This is a genomic window from Dulcicalothrix desertica PCC 7102 (assembly GCF_003991905.1).
In the GTDB taxonomy this organism is placed as follows: domain Bacteria; phylum Cyanobacteriota; class Cyanobacteriia; order Cyanobacteriales; family Nostocaceae; genus Dulcicalothrix; species Dulcicalothrix desertica.
In genome coordinates, this window is sequence record NZ_RSCL01000004.1 from 181,056 (window position 1) to 201,727 (window position 20,672).

At 38.8% G+C, this 20,672-nt stretch carries 13 protein-coding genes and 1 pseudogene; 9 read left to right on the forward strand and 5 right to left on the reverse strand.

All coding sequences use genetic code 11. The annotated features are described in order from the left end of the window. Positions 1–361: 361 nt before the first annotated feature. Complete coding sequence (locus DSM106972_RS10055) at positions 362–751, reverse strand: DUF5367 family protein (RefSeq protein ID WP_127080571.1); 390 nt, start codon at positions 749–751, stop codon at positions 362–364. Between the two features lie 74 nt (positions 752–825). Between DSM106972_RS10055 and DSM106972_RS10060 the strand changes: the two genes are divergently transcribed. Further along, positions 826–1,365, forward strand: coding sequence for a TetR/AcrR family transcriptional regulator (locus DSM106972_RS10060; protein ID WP_127080572.1), 540 nt, complete (start codon positions 826–828; stop codon positions 1,363–1,365). Positions 1,366–1,664: 299 nt separating this feature from the next. Then, entirely contained in the window at positions 1,665–1,964 is a 300-nt protein-coding gene (locus DSM106972_RS10065) for a hypothetical protein (protein WP_127080573.1), read from the forward strand. A gap of 249 nt (positions 1,965–2,213) precedes the next feature. Here the strand turns inward: DSM106972_RS10065 and DSM106972_RS10075 are convergent. Continuing rightward, positions 2,214–2,591: pseudogene (locus tag DSM106972_RS10075) on the reverse strand (LuxR C-terminal-related transcriptional regulator); the annotation flags it as partial. 162 nt (positions 2,592–2,753) lie between these two features. Between DSM106972_RS10075 and DSM106972_RS10080 the strand changes: the two are divergent. Together DSM106972_RS10080 and DSM106972_RS10085 are read left to right on the forward strand one after the other, a co-directional pair. Then, entirely contained in the window at positions 2,754–4,100 is a 1,347-nt protein-coding gene (locus DSM106972_RS10080; RefSeq protein ID WP_148129236.1) for an ATP-binding cassette domain-containing protein, read from the forward strand. Between the two features lie 20 nt (positions 4,101–4,120). After that, positions 4,121–5,296 (forward strand): ABC transporter permease, encoded by a 1,176-nt coding sequence (locus DSM106972_RS10085; RefSeq protein WP_459178364.1) that lies wholly within the window; start codon positions 4,121–4,123, stop codon positions 5,294–5,296. 573 nt (positions 5,297–5,869) lie between these two features. Here DSM106972_RS10085 and DSM106972_RS10095 read toward each other — a convergent pair. Beyond that, positions 5,870–8,434 carry a CHAT domain-containing protein gene (locus tag DSM106972_RS10095; protein WP_127080577.1) on the reverse strand — a complete coding sequence of 855 codons (2,565 nt, stop codon included), beginning with the start codon at positions 8,432–8,434 and terminating at the stop codon, positions 5,870–5,872. A 362-nt stretch (positions 8,435–8,796) separates the two neighbouring features. Between DSM106972_RS10095 and DSM106972_RS10100 the strand changes: the two genes are divergently transcribed. From DSM106972_RS10100 to DSM106972_RS10120, 5 genes are all read left to right on the forward strand, one after another. Then, complete coding sequence (locus tag DSM106972_RS10100; protein ID WP_127080578.1) at positions 8,797–9,525, forward strand: DUF928 domain-containing protein; 729 nt, start codon at positions 8,797–8,799, stop codon at positions 9,523–9,525. Positions 9,526–9,605: 80 nt separating this feature from the next. Next, on the forward strand, positions 9,606–10,331 hold the full coding sequence (locus DSM106972_RS10105) for a DUF928 domain-containing protein (protein ID WP_127080579.1): 726 nt from the start codon (positions 9,606–9,608) through the stop codon (positions 10,329–10,331). Positions 10,332–10,534: 203 nt separating this feature from the next. Beyond that, on the forward strand, positions 10,535–12,754 hold the full coding sequence (locus DSM106972_RS10110) for a CHASE2 domain-containing protein (protein ID WP_127080580.1): 2,220 nt from the start codon (positions 10,535–10,537) through the stop codon (positions 12,752–12,754). A 104-nt stretch (positions 12,755–12,858) separates the two neighbouring features. Then, on the forward strand, positions 12,859–15,705 hold the full coding sequence (locus DSM106972_RS10115) for a beta strand repeat-containing protein (protein ID WP_127080581.1): 2,847 nt from the start codon (positions 12,859–12,861) through the stop codon (positions 15,703–15,705). A gap of 129 nt (positions 15,706–15,834) precedes the next feature. Then, positions 15,835–16,068 carry a hypothetical protein gene (locus DSM106972_RS10120; RefSeq protein WP_127080582.1) on the forward strand — a complete coding sequence of 78 codons (234 nt, stop codon included), beginning with the start codon at positions 15,835–15,837 and terminating at the stop codon, positions 16,066–16,068. A gap of 126 nt (positions 16,069–16,194) precedes the next feature. Here DSM106972_RS10120 and DSM106972_RS10125 read toward each other — a convergent pair whose 3' ends face one another. Continuing rightward, positions 16,195–19,026: a two-partner secretion domain-containing protein gene (locus DSM106972_RS10125; RefSeq protein WP_127080583.1), complete on the reverse strand. Its 2,832-nt coding sequence runs from the start codon at positions 19,024–19,026 to the stop codon at positions 16,195–16,197. A 535-nt stretch (positions 19,027–19,561) separates the two neighbouring features. Further along, on the reverse strand, positions 19,562–20,644 hold the full coding sequence (gene psbA, locus DSM106972_RS10130; RefSeq protein ID WP_127080584.1) for a photosystem II reaction center subunit D1: 1,083 nt from the start codon (positions 20,642–20,644) through the stop codon (positions 19,562–19,564). Between the last annotated feature and the right edge of the window lie 28 nt (positions 20,645–20,672).

Below are 20,672 nucleotides of genomic sequence, written 5' to 3' on the forward strand. Positions count from 1 at the left end.
CTATCACTCACTAAAAATCATAATAATGTTTACATAATAAAACTTTTTGATTGTATATTGACGAACTTGTAAAGTTGGAATATAAAAGATTAACTTGTGATGGGATATATTATTGGAATTCAAAATTGAGGTAAAGACACATGGCTATTAATTTCAGTGAAGTTTATCAAATTATTATTATTGCTTCTATTGCAAGCTTTGTATTATCTTCAGGCATGTGCTTGACGGCGCCTAAAGTTAAATAATATTTAAAATTTTTTCTCTGTCTCCTCTGCGTCTCTGTGGTGAAAATATTATTACCACAGAGGCATTGGTAAATATGTGATTTATCTGAGACGTGATATATCTGAGACGTGACATGTCACGTCTCTACATTTATGGACATCAACCCAGCGTAACCAATTAAACACGAATATCCCCCAAACAAAAAGGCGCCATATCTTCCTGCTGTTTCAGGTTGCATATTCACCATTAATTCAGAAAAAGTCGAAAGCACCAGCACTTCACCTAACATTCCCGGCAAAGCAAGACACACCGCACCATATAACCAATATTGCGACTCAATGCGGCGCCACTTCATTAACCCTATACCAACAGCACTGTACAAAAGACCAGTGACAATTACATTCATCCAATATCCAAGCGTAGAGCTTTCAAAAAAGTAAGACCCAGCTAGACGGTAAACTAATGTACCTACTGCCCAAATAATCAGACCTAACGAAAAAAGAATAATTCCATCTTTACGGCTCATAGCTACTTCCTTCCATGTTAATGTAATAGCTGTTACGTTAATAATTAGTGTAATAGCCGTTACGTTAACTGTCAATGAGTAGACCACCCGAACCTCAAAAAAAGGAAGAGCTTTTAGAAAAGTGCTTAAATGCTGCCATCGAGACAGGCAGCTTAGACTGTAGCATTAACGTTATTGCCAAGCGCATTGGTACAAGTGGACGGATGCTTGTGTATCACTTTGGCTCGAAGCAAGAGTTAGAGAAGCAGGTGATAAGTCTTTTAGAAAGGCGCCTGCGTGATAAATTATGGTCATTCCAACTGGCAACAGATGATAAGACAAAAGCTTTGATTCAAATGTGGGAGCATTTCACATCTAAAGAATTGCACGGTTTGCTCAAACTGACTATGGAACTAAACCAGCGTGCGGTACAAGGTGATGTTGAAACGCGACAATTTTTGGAGCTTGAAATTCAAAAGTGGTTGGAAGCGCTATCACAGCTTTTACACGATGAGAATAAAGCGTTAATACTGCTGCACTTATTTCAAGGCGCCGTGTTAGATTATCTCACGACAGGAAACGTACAGCGTGGGGAGCAAACAATTAGGAATTTTATAAAACTCTGTTACGAATAGAAAGCTTGCTGCGAGGAAAACATGAATGTTGCTCAATCTTTATTCCCCAAAACAATAAACTCGAAGCAAAAGCAGACAAACTAATTTTCGTAAGCAGTAAATAGCAGTTTATCCTATCAGGTAACGTACAAATCCATCAAAAAGGTCAACTATTGCAAGGTGATAAGTTTATCTGCTCTTTAGTAGAGAGGAAATGTATTAAAGATTAAAATAATTCGCGCACGTTAATTTTTACCTATTCTTAGATATAATGGAGTACAATATGTAGAAGTTAATTGATTAAACTTAGGTGAGTAATAATGGATAACTGGAATATTTTATTGGAAAGTACAGATGATGGTTTTACGACAGCGACAGTTTTGGAAGTTCCTAGCTTTCAAACTACTGATAAAACTAAACAAGGCGCAGTAGAAAAAATTCAGCAGTTATTACAAGAACGTTTAGCCAAAGCCGAGATTGTTAAAATACCGGCACCAATACAACCAGTTGCCGCAGAACATCCTTTGATGAAATTCGCTGGGATTTTTAAAGATGACCCAGACTTCATGGAAATCATCAAAGAAATTAGAGCGGAACGTGAGTTGGACAGTGATGTATGAGCTTATGGATTCTTGATACCGACCTTTAGCAAAAAATAAAATTGAAAAAGACTTAAGAATAGCCTCCATTACTCTTGTTAACAATGCAACAGTAGTCACACGTAATTATAAAGACTTTTCCCAAATACCAAACCTTAAAATAGAAAATTGGCAAGATTGAGTAATAAATACGGAAGACCTGCAGTTTGCGGAATATAATCTACAAAATTGATAGTAAGCAATATGCATCCGTACAAGATACAGCCACAGTTATTCTGTAGTTAATGTAGAAAGGAAAGAACTTGCATACAGTGCAGCTTGGGTTCTGTCTCTCAAACCCAAGCTACTTAAGATATTAGTGACGTGGTTTTTGACAGTGTTTTCGGATATATATAGTGTGCGTGCGATTTCACGGTTATTGGCGCCAGTGGCAATTAAACGTAATACTTGTAATTCTCTGGGGGAAAGTTCTAATAGTTCTTGGGGAATATTTAATTTTACAGGTTGAGTAGCAGATTGGGAAAATGCTTTTTCAAATAACCCTGGCCCCATATGCGTGTAACCTTGATGTACTGCGCGTATTGCTGCTGCTAGTTCCTCGGAGGGAGTATCTTTGAGTAAATAACCTTTGGCGCCGAAGCGCATTGCTTTTTAGTTTGTATAAAAATCTAATTATCACATTTTCCTCTAACCACCTTAAATAATCACTAGTACTTTATTCCTATTTATGTTTAGGACTATCGAATCATTTCAATCTTTAGGCTAATCACTATACTTCTGAAAGTGGCTAAAATACAGCAAGTAAAACTAATGCTTCCTATACAGCAAATTCAACGTTTTCTTCAAGTATTCGGCAAATCAATTGCACTACTCTGGTCTGCTTTGCCTATTCTTACCGTCTTACTAATTATATGTCAGTTGCTGCAAGGTTTGGCGCCTGCAGTTAGTGTATGGATTGTTAAACAAGTAGTAGATACTATTAGTGCAGCATTAACACAAAAAGTTGATGTTAGTACAAATATGACATTTCTGCTAACAGGTTGGATTGCAGCTTTGATGCTAGAGTCATTGTTGCCACCTTGGGTAACAGTAATTCAGGGTAATCTCAATGAAAGGTTGATGGGACACATTAACCTGAAGTTGATGCAAAAAGCTAATACATTTGAAGATTTACAAGCGTTTGAAGATACTTTGTTTTATGACCGTTTACAAATATTGCGCTCAGAAGCAAATCAAAAACCTTTATATCTACTAACAGGTTTGGGTTACTTAGGGAAGCAACTCGCTACCATGTTAACTATTGCGGGATTGTTATCTTCTTTAGGTTGGTGGATTCCTACACTGTTATTTGCTGTATCTTTACCTCAAGCTTATGTTTCGTTTCGACTTGAAGAAACAGCTTGGCAAGTCGCTGAGGGCAAAAGTCAGCAAATACGACGGATGGAATATTTTTCCTCTGTCCTGCTTACAGATACTTATGCTAAAGAAGTTCGTTTATTTGGTTTAGGCAAATTCATTGTAAACCGTTATCAGCGTGCTTTCACTGACTGGCATCAAGCACAGTCTAACATACGTTTTCGTCAAGCTCGATGGTCAATGTTATCTGCCTCAATAAGTGCTATTGCCAATGCTGGTATATTTTACTGGGTTGTACAGCAAGCTCTCCAAGGATATTTAAGTGCAGGAAGCGTTTTACTATATATACAGTCGCTGGCATATTTTGAAGAAAGCATTGCCGAAATTGCTTATTCACCAATATTGTTTGAAGCGCTGGTGTATATGCGCTCTCTATTTGAGTTTCTCGTGCGACAGCCAACTTTGTATATAAACCCTTCTCCTGTTACCGTACCCCTGAATTTTACAAGTGGTATTGAATTCAAAAACGTTTCGTTTAATTACCCCGATGGCAGGTTAGCACTTTCTAATATCAGTTTTACTATTCACTCAGGAGAGACTATAGCACTCGTTGGTGAAAACGGCGCCGGAAAGACTTCTTTGATTAAATTACTTACACGCTTATATGACCCAACGTCGGGAAGTATATTTGTTGATAATACTAATTTACAAGATTTGGATATTACCGAATGGCGCCAGCGTATTAGTGTAGTGTTTCAAGATTTTGGTAAGTATTCTTTAACGATTATATACATCATATGAATATACTAGAAAATTTTAACATGGCAGTTAAAACTTTGACAGTTAATAAAATGCGAAGTCTTCTTACCATGTTAGGAATAATTATTGGTAATGCTTCGGTAATTGTAATGGTAGCAGTCGGAGAAGGGGCACAACAATTTACTAAACAGCAACTCGACTCAATGGGACCAAATCAATTATCAGTATGGGCTGCACAAAGCGCTTCTGAAGTAACTACTGAAGCAACTGAATTAACATTAGCAGATGTAGAAGCTATTCAAAAAGCGCCATCTGTAATTAAAGTGGCGCCACAAATAAGCGCAAACCTTCAATTAATATATCAAGGACGTGCAACTAAAGCCAGCGTTACAGGTACAAACCCATCTATATTATATGTCCGCAACTTAAAAGTGCGCCAAGGACGTTTCTTTGATAGCACCGAACAAAAGCAAAATGCACAAGTAGTTATTTTAGGCGCCGCCATTGCCAGTAAGCTATTTAGTAGAGAGAATCCACTTAGTAAAGAAATACAAATTAATAATATTAACTTTCAAGTCATAGGGTTGATGCAACAAAAAGGCGCCTTTTTAGGAATAAACTATGATGATGCCGTTTATATTCCGATTACAACTGCAGCAGACCAATTAATTGCTAGACGCTCAGTAAAAGGAATAACAGTAGATTTTCTAGAAGTCTCTGCAAAGGATAAACAGGGAGTACGTGCAGCAGCATTTCAAATAAATAACATACTAGCACTTCGACACAGCAAGAAAAAATTCACAGTATCAGCCAATAAATCACTACAAGATTTGGTAGGTAACATTACAGCAGCATTAAGCGTATTTTTAACCCTTATAGCCGGAATTTCATTATTCGTCGGCGGTATTGGTATTATGAATATTATGCTTGTATCAGTAACCGAACGTACAAAAGAAATTGGTCTACGCAAAGCAATAGGCGCCCCTAGTAATTCTATACTCACTCAATTTCTGATCGAAGCTATCATATTATCGGTTGGTGGTGGGTTAATAGGCACAACTATAGGAGTTGGTAGTGCCATGCTAGTGAGCATTTTCACACCTCTAAAACCAAATGTACCAATAAGCGCAATTTTTTTAGCAACTAGTGTATCTGGTGGTATAGGATTACTATTTGGCGTGGCGCCTGCACGTCAAGCTGCGCGGCTAGACCCCATTGTCGCACTTAGAAGTGATTAAATTTAAAATTAAAGATTTTGAGTTTTATAGGTTTAGCGTAGTACTACTCAAAGACAGTGACTCAACTGCATTCACATAAATGTTTCCTGCATTCTGATATCATGTCCGGGAGCGTAACCATAATAAAATCATTGTAGAGACGCGATGTTCCTCGCGTCTCTACGTGACGTGGTAATTATGGGTAATCAAGCGGACATGATATGACTTCCTCGGCTAAAGTAAACCCGACTCCCAGAATTAATGTTAAATTGAGTAAAACTATGAAATAAATTGCTACCGCGAGCGGCGCAGCCATAAATAAAGGCATTAGGTGAAATTAACCTACCTAGTCCCGAATATGGTAAAATTTGCGCGCTTACAGGTAATTGAAATAGTCAAATTATAGAAAATAATCGCCAGTTCATAAATTTTAATATAAGTTTTCGGTATTGAGCCGCTGCAATTTTACTGCTTTTGCAATAGGAGTTTTAATTGTAGAGAATTAGTAAATGTATAGGACTATCCAAATCAGTTGCTTGTGTAAATCCCCCCTAACCCCCCGAAATTCGGGGGGAACAAGAGAGATTGAAATGTTTACTGCCAGTTACCGACTAGTACGAAGGGAGACCAAATTGCTGGGTGTCCGTTGGCGTCGGAGATGATTTTGAGTTGCGCTTGACGAAGTGCTTCGGCTTTGTTTACTCCTGGTTTTTGAATTTGTTTGTAGAAGTTTTGAATTAATGGTACGGTGTCAGCGTCATTGACAAACCATAAGCTTGCTAATGTACTTTGAACTCCTGCACGCAATGCAACTCCTGCTAGACCTAGTGTGGCACGACTGTCACCTGCGGCTGTTTGACAAGCGCTTAGTGTTAGTAAGTCAATTGGTTTTTTGCTGCGACGTAATACTGACTCGAATTCGTTGAGTGATACTCGTTGGTCGTAAAGTTGTAAAAAGGTGCTTTCGGTATCGGCGCCAAATTTACCGTGAGTTGCGAGGTGAATGATAGGATAATCGTTTTTATCTATTTGTTTTTGTAGGTTTGCGAGAGTAAAGTCTTTGTCTAAGAAGCGTTTACCACCTAGTATTTTTTCTAAGCCCTCAGTTTCAAATTTGACATTTGGGAGAGGTGCAAATGGTGGAATTTCTACGCTTAAACCAAATATTGCGGCTCTAGCATCGCGTGCTATTGGAGTGTTATTAGGTGTTAGGTTTAACCCAAGTGTTGTAGCAACGGCATATTTCTCAATTAGGAATTGTTTACCGTCATGTAGTGCAGCCATTGGGATGTTTCGCAGCACACCATCGCTAACAAAGACGAGTGTTTTCGGATTAGCTTGTGCTAAATCATCTGCCATTGGACGAATCAGCAAATCATAGACTTTTTGCGCTTCAGCAAGATATTCATCGGTGGAAATATCTTCGAGAGTATAGCGCAAGCGGTCAATATTTTTTGCTAATTCTTCAGCAGATATTGCAACTGGGTAGCTTTTAAGATTACCGTTGCTTAAACGCAGCAACATGTGAGTTTTTTGGTCAAGAACAACTGAGTGAATAAATGCTGTGTCTTTATTACTGTACGCAATTTCTGCACTAGATTTAGAATTACGTGCGACTTGAACACATTCGTCTCCAAAAAAGTTTTGCAGTTCGTTTAATTGCAGTAGTTCAGAGACTTGAAGCACTTCGGAGATTTTCGATTTTTGATTTCCGCTTTTGGATTCTTTTTCTTTGTCTCCATCTTCCAAGAGCAGTGCCATAAGTTCGCGATATACGGGTTCTACTGAGTCACGCAAATCAAATTGTAGGTCTTTGCTGGCAACTGCAATATCTCCGCGAATGCTTTGCAATGAAGCAATGGCGCCTCGATACGATGTGATAGCTGCTTCGCGTTCGCCTTGAGCATTATATATTCGTCCAGCTTGTGCTTGCGCGCGGTAAAGACTGTCGGTAGCATAAACTTGCTGTGCTGCAAATTGCGCTTGCTGGGTTAATTCCATTGCTTTACCCAGATTTCCCATTTTTTCGTAAATGGCGCCTAATGTAGTCAAAGCAAAAGATTCTGCCCGTTGGTCTCTTAGGCGCCGCGATGTTGCAATGGCTTTTTCTAAGTTTTGGACTTTTATATTTTGGGAATCTTCAGCACTTAAACTTTCTGCCAAGTTAATCAAAGCGTATGCTTTTGAACGAGAATCAGGAACAGCATCTAATAATGCCATTGCTTCCGAACGGTATTTATTAACTGTATTTTGTGAAGAAGGTTCGCTCTGTTCTAAGAAGCGGGCAAGATTAAGCATTGCTTTCGCTTGCTGAATTCCACCAATAGTTTTACTTATATCAATACTTTGCTCGTAAGCTTGTTTTGAGAAAGTAAAGTCTTGTTGCATCAAACCATTTAACCGCACAACTTCCTTATCATCGCCTTCAAGTTTTACTGAGTTTGCTTGCAGGGCATAACGTTGGTAGCGGTTGCTATATACATTACCAAGATTATTTAAAGCTGTGGCAATGAAACCAGAATTTTTTAAGTTTGTAGAAAATTCTAAGCTTTTTTTATTTGATGTAATGGCAGCATCAAATTCACCTAGTGCTAAATAAGCATTTCCCAAGGCGCCATTAGCTGCTGCCAAGGTATTTAAATCTTGGTACTTACTAGCTTTTTCAATAGCTTCTTCAAGCAAAGGTACAGCAGTTCGCGACTGTCCTAGTGCATTGTAAGCTTGTGCTTGTTCGGTTAGTACTTGTGCTAACAAACGATTTGATTCTTTGCCCTGACTCGATTTATAGATTTTGATTGCTTCATCCCAAGCTTGAATTGCTTGTCCTAAACTACCCACTTGGCGATAAGCAGAACCTAAATTTGTATAGAGAGTCGCTAGAACTTTTCTATCTGATGTTTGCTTTAATGCTTGACTCCACAGCTTTATCGCTTCTTGGTATTGTCCTGAGTTGTATTGGAACAATGCTTGGTCTTGCTGTGTTGTAGTTTCTTTGTCCAAAGCAACTACTGAACCAGATATTTCCTGATGATTGTTTGGTTGGGCAGCTTGTACTTCTTCTTCCCAGAATAAGAAATGTGAGAGTAAGTAAGCTAGCAATCCTACACATAACGAGAGGCAAAAGCGGTATAGCCCCTTCTGTCGAATATTAAATCTCATGTTTTATTAAATAAGGCTTTTCCGACAATTGAACTTTTTATACTCGCTAAAAGTCAATCGTAAAACTATTGAATTATCTATACTTTTTTAGCTTGCCATCATTTTTATAAGTATTATTACTGATAAAAAGACCGTGAAGCTAAAATCATAAAACTTTGTTTTATTTATATAAAATTTATTGAATAATCGCACAAATACGGATTGCTGATTTATTAACTGCGAATACGATTAATTGGTAGTAATGTTTATTTTAAACCTTATTACAAATTCTTAGAAACCGGGTTTTTTGTTCGATATCTTGCAATAAAAAGGCGATTTTGGATAGAAACCCGGTTTCTTTAATTTAAGGGTTAATCACATATATGTTCAAACACAAACTTACGGTAGCTATAGGCGCCGCTTCATTATCGTTATCATTACTGGGTGCATTTTTACCTGTATTCATTAATGAGGCACCTGCACACGCACAACTTAATGGTTACAAGCCTCCTGGCGGTCGGGGAAGAATGCAGCGCACCGAAGGAAGTGGAGCGCGCGGTTGTACGAATTCAATTCCTGTAACGCTGAATTTAGTAACACCCAGCGACCACACTGCGCTTACAACCCAAGCGCGTCCAACCTTTTTGTGGCATATTTCAAATGCGACAACTGCACCAATGGTGTTCACTTTGACGGCGCCGGGTCAAAACAAGCCTATTCATCAAGAGTTTCTCAAGGCAAACAAAGCTGGAATTATGAAGCTTGAACTGCCTGCAAAAGTTCCAGAGCTAAAAGTTGGTCAAGAGTACCGTTGGACTGTAGCACTTGTGTGTAACGACAAACGTCCTTCTCAAAATATCAACGCGCGTGCTTGGATTGAAAGAGTTGCAACCAGTTCGCAGTTAAAGCAACAGTTGGCAGCAGCTAGGAATGATAACGAACGCGCGCTTGCTTACACTCAGTCCGGTATTTGGTACGACGGAATGAGTATTTTAAACAATTTGCAATCTTCCAATTCAAATCCAAAAGCAAATGAGTTATTTACATCATTGCTTAAACAAGTTGGTTTGAACAAAATTGCAACCGCAGGAAGTCAGCGTTCAAGCAACTAGAAGTAGTGGTCAGAGGTTAGGGACTACTAATTTTCTAACCTCTTAATTTCCATTCCAAAACCCCTTAGCAAAGAGTCGCGATGTTTTCTACCAAATTGACAAAAATTTTAGCGCTCACTAGTGTATTTACTATCCTCCAGTCTGTAGAGCTAAGTACCTCTTCATATGCTAGTACCTTTCAAGGTTATACTCCCCCAAAAGAACGCAGACCACTACAACGAACTGATGGTGCAGGTTCGCGCGGTTGTCCAGAAGGATTGTTTGGTTCTTTGAATTTGCTTGTGCCAAACGACCATGTAGGGTTAACTATTTCTGAACGTCCAACATTTTCTTGGCACGTCTCAGCAGTTCCCTCAACCCCGATGAAATTTGCTTTAGTTGAACCCGGAGTTGCAAAGCCATTATTCGTTAAAAAAATAAAGGTAGATAAACCTGGTTTAGTGCAACTGCAAATTCCTTCAGATATTAAAGGATTGACAGTTGGTAAGCAATACCGCTGGACAGTTTCGCTTGTATGTAATACTAAACGTCCTTCACTAAGCATTTATGCACGAAGTTGGATAGCACGTGTTCCACTCACCGAAGTAAATAATTTCTCTAAAACAGCATCGGAACAGCAAGTTAGGGATAAAGCGATGTTTTACGCTCAACAAGGTATTTGGTACGATGCAGTAGCAACCATGACTAAAGCGTATTTAAGTAATCCAGATAGTCAGTTTTACGCTACATACCTTCATGGTTTATTAAACCAAGTTGGGTTATCTGATGTTATGGCAAATGAATTACAGCGTCTTGCTGAAGGTTAAGGCAACGGATACAACGGATGTAACAGATAAATGTATGGTTCCTGATTTCTTTGAGAAATTGGGAATTTTATAATTTTATCAGTAAATAGTTTTTTTAATATGAAGATAGGCGACTTTGTTTTGGGAATACTACAGAGAGGTAAGGACGTTACATGTGGAGACTAAACATGTAACGTCTCTACTGGCTTTTATAAACGAAGACGATGAAATTTTTTTATACCAAGCTTTTAAAGCATTTAGAGAAAGGCGCCAGTTCATCTGTTGGCGCCAGAAAAGTCAGTAAGATAGTCGGTAAAATCGCGAAAAATAGCCAAAAATGGCATGGAACACTGGTAATAGCACCAGGTGTTGCAGGGTTAATAATTGGCATTCGACTGTTGGGTTTTATACAACCTTTGGAATTAGCTGCTTTGGATATAAGATTTCGGTTGCGTCCTGCTGAACCAGTGGATAAAAGGTTTGTAATTATAGGTATTGAAGAGTCTGATATTACGCGGTTTCAACAATGGCCCTTTTCTGACAAAGATTTGGCAAGGTTAATAAATAAGATTAAAGAACAACAGCCTAGAATTATTGGTTTAGATTTATACCGCAATTTGCCTGTTGAACCTGGTCATGCAGAATTATTAGAAGTTTATAAAACTACCCCTAATCTTTACGGTATTCAAAAAATAGTCGAAAACGGGTTTAATTCTAAAATTGGCCCTCCCCCAATACTTGGTGAAAAAGGTCAAACAGGTTCAAATGATGTAACTGTTGATATCGATGGAGTGGTACGTCGTGGTGTGCTTTTTCCAGAACCAGGAAACCCACTACCAAGTTTAGGTTTAGTTACCGCAGGAACTTATCTAGAAAAAGAAGGTATTAAACCCGAAGCTGCTCCTGATGGTTCAATAAAATTCAAAAATACTGTTTTTCGTCCTTTTGAAGCGTCAGATGGTAGCTATATTAATGCTGATGCAGGTGGTTATCAAATTATATTAAATTACCGTGGTCAGGCGAAGTCATTTAATTATGTTTCGCTGATAGATGTTTTGGAAGGTCGCATTCCAAATGATTTAATGCGCGACCGTATTGTTTTAATCGGCGCCAAAGCAGCAAGTCTTAATGATGCTTTTTATACACCTTATAGCCGTGGATTTTCTAGTACGCCAGAAAGGACACCAGGGGTAGAAATTCAGGCAACCTTAGCGAGTCAAGTATTAAGTTCTGTGTTAGATGGGCGCCCGTCAATTTATGTATGGCATGACTCGTTAGAACACTTATGGATTTTTGTATGGGGTTTACTAATAGCCACTCTCGGTTGGAAATGGCGAAATATCACAGCTTTGCATTACCTGCTTCGTATGCTAACACTATTATTATTGAGTACTGTAAGTGTTGGTATTATTAGCTATGTTAGTTTTTTGTTTGGATGGTGGATTCCTGTACTATCACCAGTACTAGCTTTAATTGCCTCGACAACTGGAATTTCTAGTTATGTTTATATTAGTAGATTACGCGAACTCAACTCAGAGCTTGAGAAAACCGTCAAAAATTTAGAAGATGCAATGGATGAGTTACAACAGTCTCAAATTCAACTTATTCAAAGCGAAAAAATGTCCACTTTAGGACAATTAGTTGCTGGGGTAGCTCACGAAATAAATAACCCAGTTGGTTTTATATCAGGTAATCTTAAATGCTTAGAAGGGTATGTTCAAGATTTAGTCAATCATATACAGCTTTATCATCAACATTTCCCTGAACCTGGTGAAGAAATTGAAGAAGATGCCGAAACAATAGATATTGAATATGTATTAGAAGATATGCCAAAAATGGTCGCCTCAATGCACGTTGGAGTTACTAGAATCAAAGAAATTAGTATCTCTTTACGCACTTTTTCGCGCAGTGATACAGCGAGTAAAGTGGCTTATAATATTCACGAAGGAATAGACAGTACAATATTAATTCTTAAACATAGATTAAAAGCCAATAGTGTTCGTCCAGATATACAAATTATTAAAGAATACGGCAAGTTACCAATGGTTAATTGCTATCCTGGGCAATTAAACCAAGTAATTATGAATTTAATTGCCAATGCTATTGACGCACTCGATGATTCTAATGAAGGTAAAACGTTTACAGAGATTGAAAATAATCCAAATAAGATTATTATTACCACTGAAGTGGTTACAACGGTGGTTACAACGGTGGTTACAACGCAAGCTATTATCAAAATTAAAGACAATGGTCGTGGCATGTCAGACGAAGTTAAGCAAAAAGTATTTGAACACTTGTTCACAACAAAAGGTGTTGGCAAAGGTACTGGTTTAGGTTTATCTATTAGCCGTCAAATAGTCGAAGAAACCCACGGTGGTAAGCTGAGTTGCGCTTCTGAACCAGGTAACGGCGCCGAATTCCGGATTGAAATTCCTATTTCTTAATTCTTGATTTCACCCAAAGCTAAAAAAAGTTCAAATATCTTGTACGGTGATAGCTTAAAATATAATTACATTGAAAAAATGAAAATTATTATTATAATTACCAAATGAAAAGTTTTTATTTCAAGATATCCCTGTATAGTAGCTTGATGCATGTCATATTTGTTCCAGGGGAAGTCATAGCTCAAATTGTTCCAGATACAACGCTACCAATAAATTCTCAAGTTACGCAACAGCAAAGCATTAATGCTATTGAGGGTGGAACGACAGCAGGAACTAGTTTGTTTCATAGTTTTGATTCGTTTTCAGTTCCGACAGGTAGCAGCGTTTTTTTTAACAATGCACAGAATATTCAGAATATATTATCACGGGTGACAGGTCAATCAATATCTAATATTGATGGTTTAATTCGTGCTAACGGAAGCGCTAATTTATTTTTACTTAACCCGAACGGAATTACTTTTGGTAAAAACGCGCGTTTGGATATTGGTGGGTCATTTATTGGTAGTACTGCTTCGAGTTTAAAGTTTGCTAATGATACTACATTTAGTGCCAAAGCTTCTGAATCTACACCGTTGTTGACAATCGGTATTCCTGTTGGTTTGCAATATGGAGTAAATCCGGGAAAGATAGAAGCGCAAGAAAATACTTTACAGGTGCAACCAAATCAAACTTTAGCTTTTTTCGGTGGTGAAATTATTTTAAAAGGGTCAACACTAATGGCACCAGGGGGTCAAATCGAATTAGGAAGTGTGAGTGATAACAGTTTAGTTAAGCTGACTCCTGTAGAAAAGGGTTTAAATGTGGGCTACAGTGGGGTGCAAAATTTTGGAACTATTCAAGTTGAAAGTGGCTCAAACATTGATGCCAGTGGTATTGGTGGAGGTGATATTCGTTTAACAGCACGCAATTTACGAGTAAATGAAGGTTCTCGTCTTGCATCTTTTACTCTAGCATCAGGGACATCGGGTGATATCACTCTTAACGCTACCGAGTCAATTGAGTTAACTGGCACTGGTGGATATATAGAAGGTTTGGAGCAAGTTATCACCCCTACTAATATATTTGCACTACGCAATGGCATATATAACAGCAGTGTAGGTGAGAGTGGAAGTGGCGCCATTGAGATTAACACTCAAAAATTAAGCGCACGGGATGGATTTTTCATTCTCGCATCTCCTTTTGGTCGAGCAAACGGTGGGTCTATAAATATTAATGCCTCTGAATCAATTGAAGTGATTAGCTCATTATTCTCGACAGGGGGAAGAATTGGAAGTACAGGAGACGGGAGCAACTTTACTATAAACACTCGGAATATGTTGCTTTCGGATGCAGCAATAGTTTCAACTGCTGGTTTAGGTACTGGTAGATTTGGTAATTTGAGCGTTAGTGCTTCCGAAAGCTTGGAATTGATTGGTGGCAACTTAAAAATTCCTTTTTTTAATGACCTAAGAACACTTTTAACTACTGCCACAACTAGTTTATCAGATGCTGGAAATTTGGAGATTAACACCAAAATACTAACTGTTCGCGATGGTGCCCAAATTTCAGCCAGTACTGTAGGTCAAGGTAAAGGAGGAAATTTAACCATAAATGCATCCTCGTTGGTGGAAGTTATTGGTATTTCATCGGATGGAATGATTTCTAGTGGTATATTTGTTCAGGCAGACCCAGGTACAACAGCTCCGGCAGGAAATTTAACGCTTAATACTCGTGAATTGTTAGTTAGTGATGGCGCCTTAATAGCAGCTACTGCATTTGGTGCAGGAAAGGGAGGCAATTTAACAGTTAATGCTACCGATATCAAATTGCTTGGTACAGCAAACGACCGTGTAACATTATCTCGTGGGTTATCTGCTCAAGCAGCTCCTAATTCAACAGGAGCGGCTGGAGATTTAACAATAAATACTCGTAATTTGTTAGTACGAGATGGAGCGCAAGTTAATTCTGGTACTTTTGGCGTAGGTAAAGGTGGAAATTTGACGGTTAATGCGGATGGCACAGTAGAACTTATAGGCGCCTCTAAAGATGGTATTTTTGCGAGTGGCTTATTTGCTGAAGCAGGACTTGGAACAACAGGAGCAGCAGGAGATTTAAAGATTAACGTTAATAAATTGATTGTTCGGGATGGCGCAAGAGTTGCAGTTAGAAGTCAGGGAAAAGGTAACGCTGGTAATTTTACTGTCAACGCTCACTCTATCCGTTTAGATAACAAAGCAACTTTTACAGCAGACACTCAAAGTATAAATATTGACCCTAGACAAGAGCAAGCTACTATTACTTTAAACACTGAAGATTTAATATTGCGTCGTGGTAGTAATATTACTACTAACGCCAAAGGACAAAATGTCATCGGTGGGAATATTAATATTAATACTCGTGTGTTAGCTGCATTTGAAGACAGCGATATTGGCGCCAATTCCACAGACGGACGTGGTGGAAACATCAAAATCAAAACTCAAGGTATTTTTGGTACGCAGTTTCGTAATATACCAAGTATTAATAGTGATATTACCGCAACAGGCGCCAGTTCACAGTTAAGTGGAAATGTCGAAATTAATCAACCCGATGTTGACGCGACTTCAGGATTGTTTGAAATATCAGTTGATTTTGTAGACGCAAGTCATTTAATTGTTCAGGGTTGTCCAGCATATAAAGGTAATTCATTTATTATCACTGGACGTGGAGGTTTACCATCTTTGCCTAACTCGATTGGGCGCAGTAATCTTGCTTTAGGTATTGATTGGGTTGAAAATAGAGTTTTGCAAGGAACAGAGACTATAAAACATAATAATATCTCACGTTTCCCAATCAATTCATATATAAAGCAAAATCAAATAGTGGAAGCATCAAGTTGGCAAATTAATCAAAAAGGTGAAGTATTACTAACTGCCTCTAAACCTATAACTAAATTATTTTCATCTACTTCAGACTTAAGTATAAAATGTTATTAATTTTGTGGAGTTGCAGGTGAAGCAAAGACCTACTTACATTTCCAAATTAGGGATAAAAGGAAGATTTTATGGAAATATTTGGTTTAATAATGTAGTCTTTGTAAATACAAATATAATTACAGTAAAAGTATGCCAAGCAACATAATTATTTTAATCGCTGCATTAATTATTGCTTTTTTTGTCTTCAGAGCTTTACTTAATGTAACAAAAACACTTATTAGTACAGCTATTACGATTCTTGTCGTTGTAGTTATACTATCAGTTTTTGGTGTTGCTCCTCAAGACTTAATGCAGGAGCTAAAAAACTTACCTCAAATAATTGGACGCTCAATAACGGAAATCAGGAAGCTGTTTGGATTTTAAAGACTTTCTTCTTATTGGTACATCAAAATCCATAATTATACCCATGTCAGATTCGGTTTTGCGAAGTCAGGAAAGATTTTATAGCAGAAGGTATAAATGTTTGAGCAGCGTTTAATTATTTATGCTTTATTTTGGGCAAACTGCTTTTATCGCACGCTCTTGTGATGGAGTGACAGTCGGCGCCGTTGCTACCAGTTCAACAGAACCATCTTCTGTTTTTATCCAACCTTGCGCTTCGACTATTGGGGAATTAAGTTGAGGTTGTTGAGGCATATTTGATACTTTAGCCTTTTCGTCTAAAGAAGCAAGCGCACGTTGTGTTGTTGTACCTGGCATCATGTCGAGAGGATTCGGTGGTAAGCTACCACGTCCTGTAATAGTAAATTCGCCTAATGGTTTGGCGCCGGGAATTCTAGGACAAATTTGAGCAACTTGCCGAGTTGCATCAACAACTTCTTCGGGCAATTCTATTATTGCTTGAGTAGGCTGAACTTCAGGTTGCTGAATCAATATTTGACCTTGCACACCAAGTTCAGAACTCGCTGTAATATCGCTGCTATTCAGTAAATCTTCAGGACGCGCTTCTATTCCAAATAATCCCTGTGTTTTGATGTTAATGTTACCACCATTACCTGTAAAAGCATTGGCGGTAATATTGCTATTTTCTTTACCTACTGCCACTATAAACGGGACATCAATGGTAATATTTCCGCCATTTCCACCTTGGTCAGATATGCCTGCTGTTGTTGAAATTCCACTATTACGACGCAGTAGTAACAAATCTTTTAGCTGCAATCGAATGTTACCACCATTTCCAGATGTGGTAAAAGTGCCGATAGTACTATTGTTATCAAGCTGAAGCGAACGCGCGTTAATTTCTATATCATTGGCATTGCCGGTTTGAGATGGAAACAAACTAAGAGCTAGCTCAAGTTGCTGTAAGTCCTCTACTGTAGCACCAGACCGCTTGACTGTATCAATATAATCCCTTAACGAGATTGCTGCAGCAAGAATACCGCTAGTTTTATCAAAGTAAATCGTACCGCCTGAATCAATCACGACTTTTCCAGCATTAACTGGCCCGTAGGCTGCGGTTGATAATGCACTCTTATTCGCAAAGGTAATATCGCCACGAGTTTTCACAATTATGTCACCTGCGTTACCCCCTCCAAGACTACTAGTAGTAACACCCATTCGATTGGTAATCGTTAGTGAGTCCGCATTAATCCTGATATCACCTCCTTCGCCCTTGGCTCTATTTGATACTATGCTAGCAATTCCGCTAGCGTCAACGTTTTGGTTTGCACCATCAAGGACGATTTCGTTACGCGCGTTAATAGTGATGTCGCCAGCCGAACCTTTGCCGAAAGTACTCGTATTGATATACGCTGTATTTCTAACAAAAAGCGAATCCGTATTAATATTGATATCTCCTGCTTTTCCTTCCGCATTAGGAGATACAGCGCTAGTAATAGTAGTTGGTTTTCCCATTCCATCCACCACCACCGTATCGCGCGCATCAATCTGTATATTTCCTGCGTCTCCTTTTGCATTAGTGGCAGAAGATATAGTTGACCCGTTTTTTACGTAGAGTGAGTTAGTTGTAATTTTGATATTCCCACCTTTGCCTTCTCTTCCAAATAGAGTGCTAAAGATTCCGCTAGGGATACCATCCAAACCTTTTCCATCTACTACAATAGTATCGCGGGAATTAATAGTGACGTTGCCAGAAGCTCCAGTAGCAAAAGGTACGGAACCAAGCATCGACCCATTTTTTAGGAAAAGCGAACCTGTGTTAATATCCACGTTTCCAGCTTTTCCCACTGCTCCAACATCTGTGGTACTGGCAATTAATCCGCCTTCTACGGTAATGGCGCCGCGAGTATTAATGATGATATTACCAGCATCACCTTGTCCCAAGCTCACAGTTCCAATACTTGAATTTTGTTTCAAAGACAAAGAGTTAGCGTCAATAATAATATCGCCACCCGGAATAACTGCATTTGAATTCGTTTGAGGTGCAAAGCTGTTGGCTAATTTAGCTTGAGTTAGTGAAATTGCACCTGTGGCATTAATAGTAATTTTTCCAGCTTGGCTTCGGGCTGTTGCTAATTCTTTAGTACTAGTTTGTAAGGAACTTTTGAAAATATCAATATTGCGTCCATAAAGTGAAATATTTCCTTTATCGTTTGATACAACGTTTATTATTGAATTCGCAATCGAGGTATCCGCACGTGCAGTATCTTTAGGAAAATCAAGTCGGATACCATCCTGGTCAAAAACTAGTCCCACTGTTCCAGCTTCAGATAACCCACCAAGTTCGACTCGTCCTCCCGAATTTAATATTGCTGAATTGTTTAAATTTACCGCTCCTCCCACTAACAAAAGACTGTTACCTAATTTGATAAGTCTTTGTGCTTGACTTTGAATTGGTTGTGGATTGATTTGATTATATAGTAATGCTGATGGATTCACTGTTAACAACGCTGGTGCTTCTGGATTTGTCGCACTAAAAAATCCTTGCTCACCAAATTGAACTTTGTTTGCTGTTGTCCCAACAAATGAGCCACGTATATCCAACCGTGCATCCTTGCCAAAAATAATACCTGAAGGGTTAATTAAAAATAAATTTGCGGCGCCATTAACTCCCAACGTTCCCAAAATTGTTGATGCGTTTCCACCTGTTACGCGCGTCATTATATTTTGCACCCCAGTGGGATTGCTAAAATACACGCTTTGACCACTACCAATATTAAACTGACCAAAACTATGGAATAGGTTATTACCACGTTGGGCGCCACCATTTATCAAATCTATACCATTACCAATTGGTGTAATGACGGAATTTTCTTTACCAAGCGAATCGTCACGAGTAACCTGAGCATGTGAAGACGGCGCCCATGCCATGATTACAAGGCTAGTAAATAGGAAACATGATGTGGATATTCGCGTAACCATCAGCTTTTGCCTCTAACGCAGGTAGATGCGTGTTCTTATTAAACTATTTCTGATAGTAAAGAACTTATGCGATTTTACAAAAATAAATATATTAACCTAAACTTACTAATTATGTTGCTATTTAACTAAGTATTTTTATGATGCTTTCGTCACTTTATGTGTTTTTAAATACTGCAACCAATATATTAGCTAGGAAAAGAAAACTTCAAAGTTATTAAATAACAGTATAAATTTTTATAACTAGCAACTAGCTAGCTGTATTAATTATCGTTTATGGACGCATCTACCAAATAACAGTTTTTAGTATAGTTACTACTTAAACGGCGCCTAAAATTGTTATATAGTAAATTATTTTTGACAAACCATGACAACTTATGCATCTTTTTAATTGACAGGCGCTATGAAACGAAATGCCAGGATTTTCGTACTATTAATTCATTACCTATTTTTGATCAATTAGTCCAGGCAGCATTTGTCAAATGCAAAAAGCGCCCCCTGTAAAGGGAGCGCTTAAGCGTTGGTTATTCAACTAGAATTAACCGTTGATTGCAGGTGCAGTCAATGCTACAGGTGCAGCGTCGCCACTTGCTAAGTCAAGTGGGAAGTTGTGAGCGTTACGCTCGTGCATTACTTCCATACCTAAGTTAGCGCGGTTGATGATGTCTGCCCATGTGTTGATGACGCGACCTTGGCTGTCAATTACTGATTGGTTGAAGTTGAAACCGTTCAAGTTGAAAGCCATTGTGGAGATACCTAAAGAGGTAAACCAGATTCCAACCACTGGCCAAGCAGCTAAGAAGAAGTGTAAGCTACGGCTGTTGTTGAATGAAGCGTATTGGAAAATCAAGCGACCGAAGTAACCGTGTGCTGCAACGATGTTGTAGGTTTCTTCTTCTTGACCGAACTTGTAACCGTAGTTTTGGCTTTCGGTTTCGGTTGTTTCACGAACCAACGAAGAAGTTACAAGTGAACCGTGCATAGCTGAGAACAAGCTACCACCGAATACACCTGCTACACCTAATTGGTGGAAGGGGTGCATTAAGATGTTGTGTTCAGCTTGGAATACCAACATGAAGTTGAAGGTACCAGAGATACCTAAAGGCATACCATCGGAGAATGAACCTTGACCGATTGGGTAGATCAAGAATACTGCGGTTGCTGCTGCAACAGGTGCAGAGTAAGCAACACAAATCCAAGGACGCATACCTAAGCGGTAAGAAAGTTCCCACTCACGACCCATGTAGCAGAATACGCCAATGAGGAAGTGGAATACTACCAACTGGTAAGGACCACCGTTGTACAACCACTCGTCTAAGGAAGCTGCTTCCCAGATTGGGTAGAAGTGTAAACCGATAGCGTTAGAAGAAGGAACAACTGCACCAGAGATGATGTTGTTTCCGTACATTAAGGAACCAGCTACTGGTTCGCGGATACCGTCGATGTCAACTGGGGGTGCTGCTACAAATGCGATGATGAAGCAGGTGGTTGCTGCCAACAAGGTAGGAATCATTAGTACGCCAAACCAGCCGATATAAAGGCGGTTCTCGGTGCTAGCGACCCAACGGCAGAACTGTTCCCACACATTGGCGCTTTCGCGTCTTTGTAAGGTTGCGGTCATGTCTTTATGATTGCTCTATGTGATGAAT

What these genes read in the sequence shown, in the direction of transcription:
- DSM106972_RS10110 (WP_127080580.1), top strand. Translation starts at nt 10,535, where the DNA reads ATGAAATTTTTTTATACCAAGCTTTTAAAGCATTTAGAGAAAGGCGCC.
- DSM106972_RS10095 (WP_127080577.1), bottom strand. Translation starts at nt 8,434, where the DNA reads ATGAGATTTAATATTCGACAGAAGGGGCTATACCGCTTTTGCCTCTCG.
- DSM106972_RS10060 (WP_127080572.1), top strand. Translation starts at nt 826, where the DNA reads ATGAGTAGACCACCCGAACCTCAAAAAAAGGAAGAGCTTTTAGAAAAG.
- DSM106972_RS10120 (WP_127080582.1), top strand. Translation starts at nt 15,835, where the DNA reads ATGCCAAGCAACATAATTATTTTAATCGCTGCATTAATTATTGCTTTT.
- DSM106972_RS10105 (WP_127080579.1), top strand. Translation starts at nt 9,606, where the DNA reads ATGTTTTCTACCAAATTGACAAAAATTTTAGCGCTCACTAGTGTATTT.
- DSM106972_RS10100 (WP_127080578.1), top strand. Translation starts at nt 8,797, where the DNA reads ATGTTCAAACACAAACTTACGGTAGCTATAGGCGCCGCTTCATTATCG.
- DSM106972_RS10115 (WP_127080581.1), top strand. Translation starts at nt 12,859, where the DNA reads ATGAAAAGTTTTTATTTCAAGATATCCCTGTATAGTAGCTTGATGCAT.
- DSM106972_RS10065 (WP_127080573.1), top strand. Translation starts at nt 1,665, where the DNA reads ATGGATAACTGGAATATTTTATTGGAAAGTACAGATGATGGTTTTACG.
- DSM106972_RS10080 (WP_148129236.1), top strand. Translation starts at nt 2,754, where the DNA reads ATGCTTCCTATACAGCAAATTCAACGTTTTCTTCAAGTATTCGGCAAA.
- DSM106972_RS10085 (WP_459178364.1), top strand. Translation starts at nt 4,121, where the DNA reads ATGGCAGTTAAAACTTTGACAGTTAATAAAATGCGAAGTCTTCTTACC.
- psbA (WP_127080584.1), bottom strand. Translation starts at nt 20,644, where the DNA reads ATGACCGCAACCTTACAAAGACGCGAAAGCGCCAATGTGTGGGAACAG.
- DSM106972_RS10055 (WP_127080571.1), bottom strand. Translation starts at nt 751, where the DNA reads ATGAGCCGTAAAGATGGAATTATTCTTTTTTCGTTAGGTCTGATTATT.
- DSM106972_RS10125 (WP_127080583.1), bottom strand. Translation starts at nt 19,026, where the DNA reads ATGGTTACGCGAATATCCACATCATGTTTCCTATTTACTAGCCTTGTA.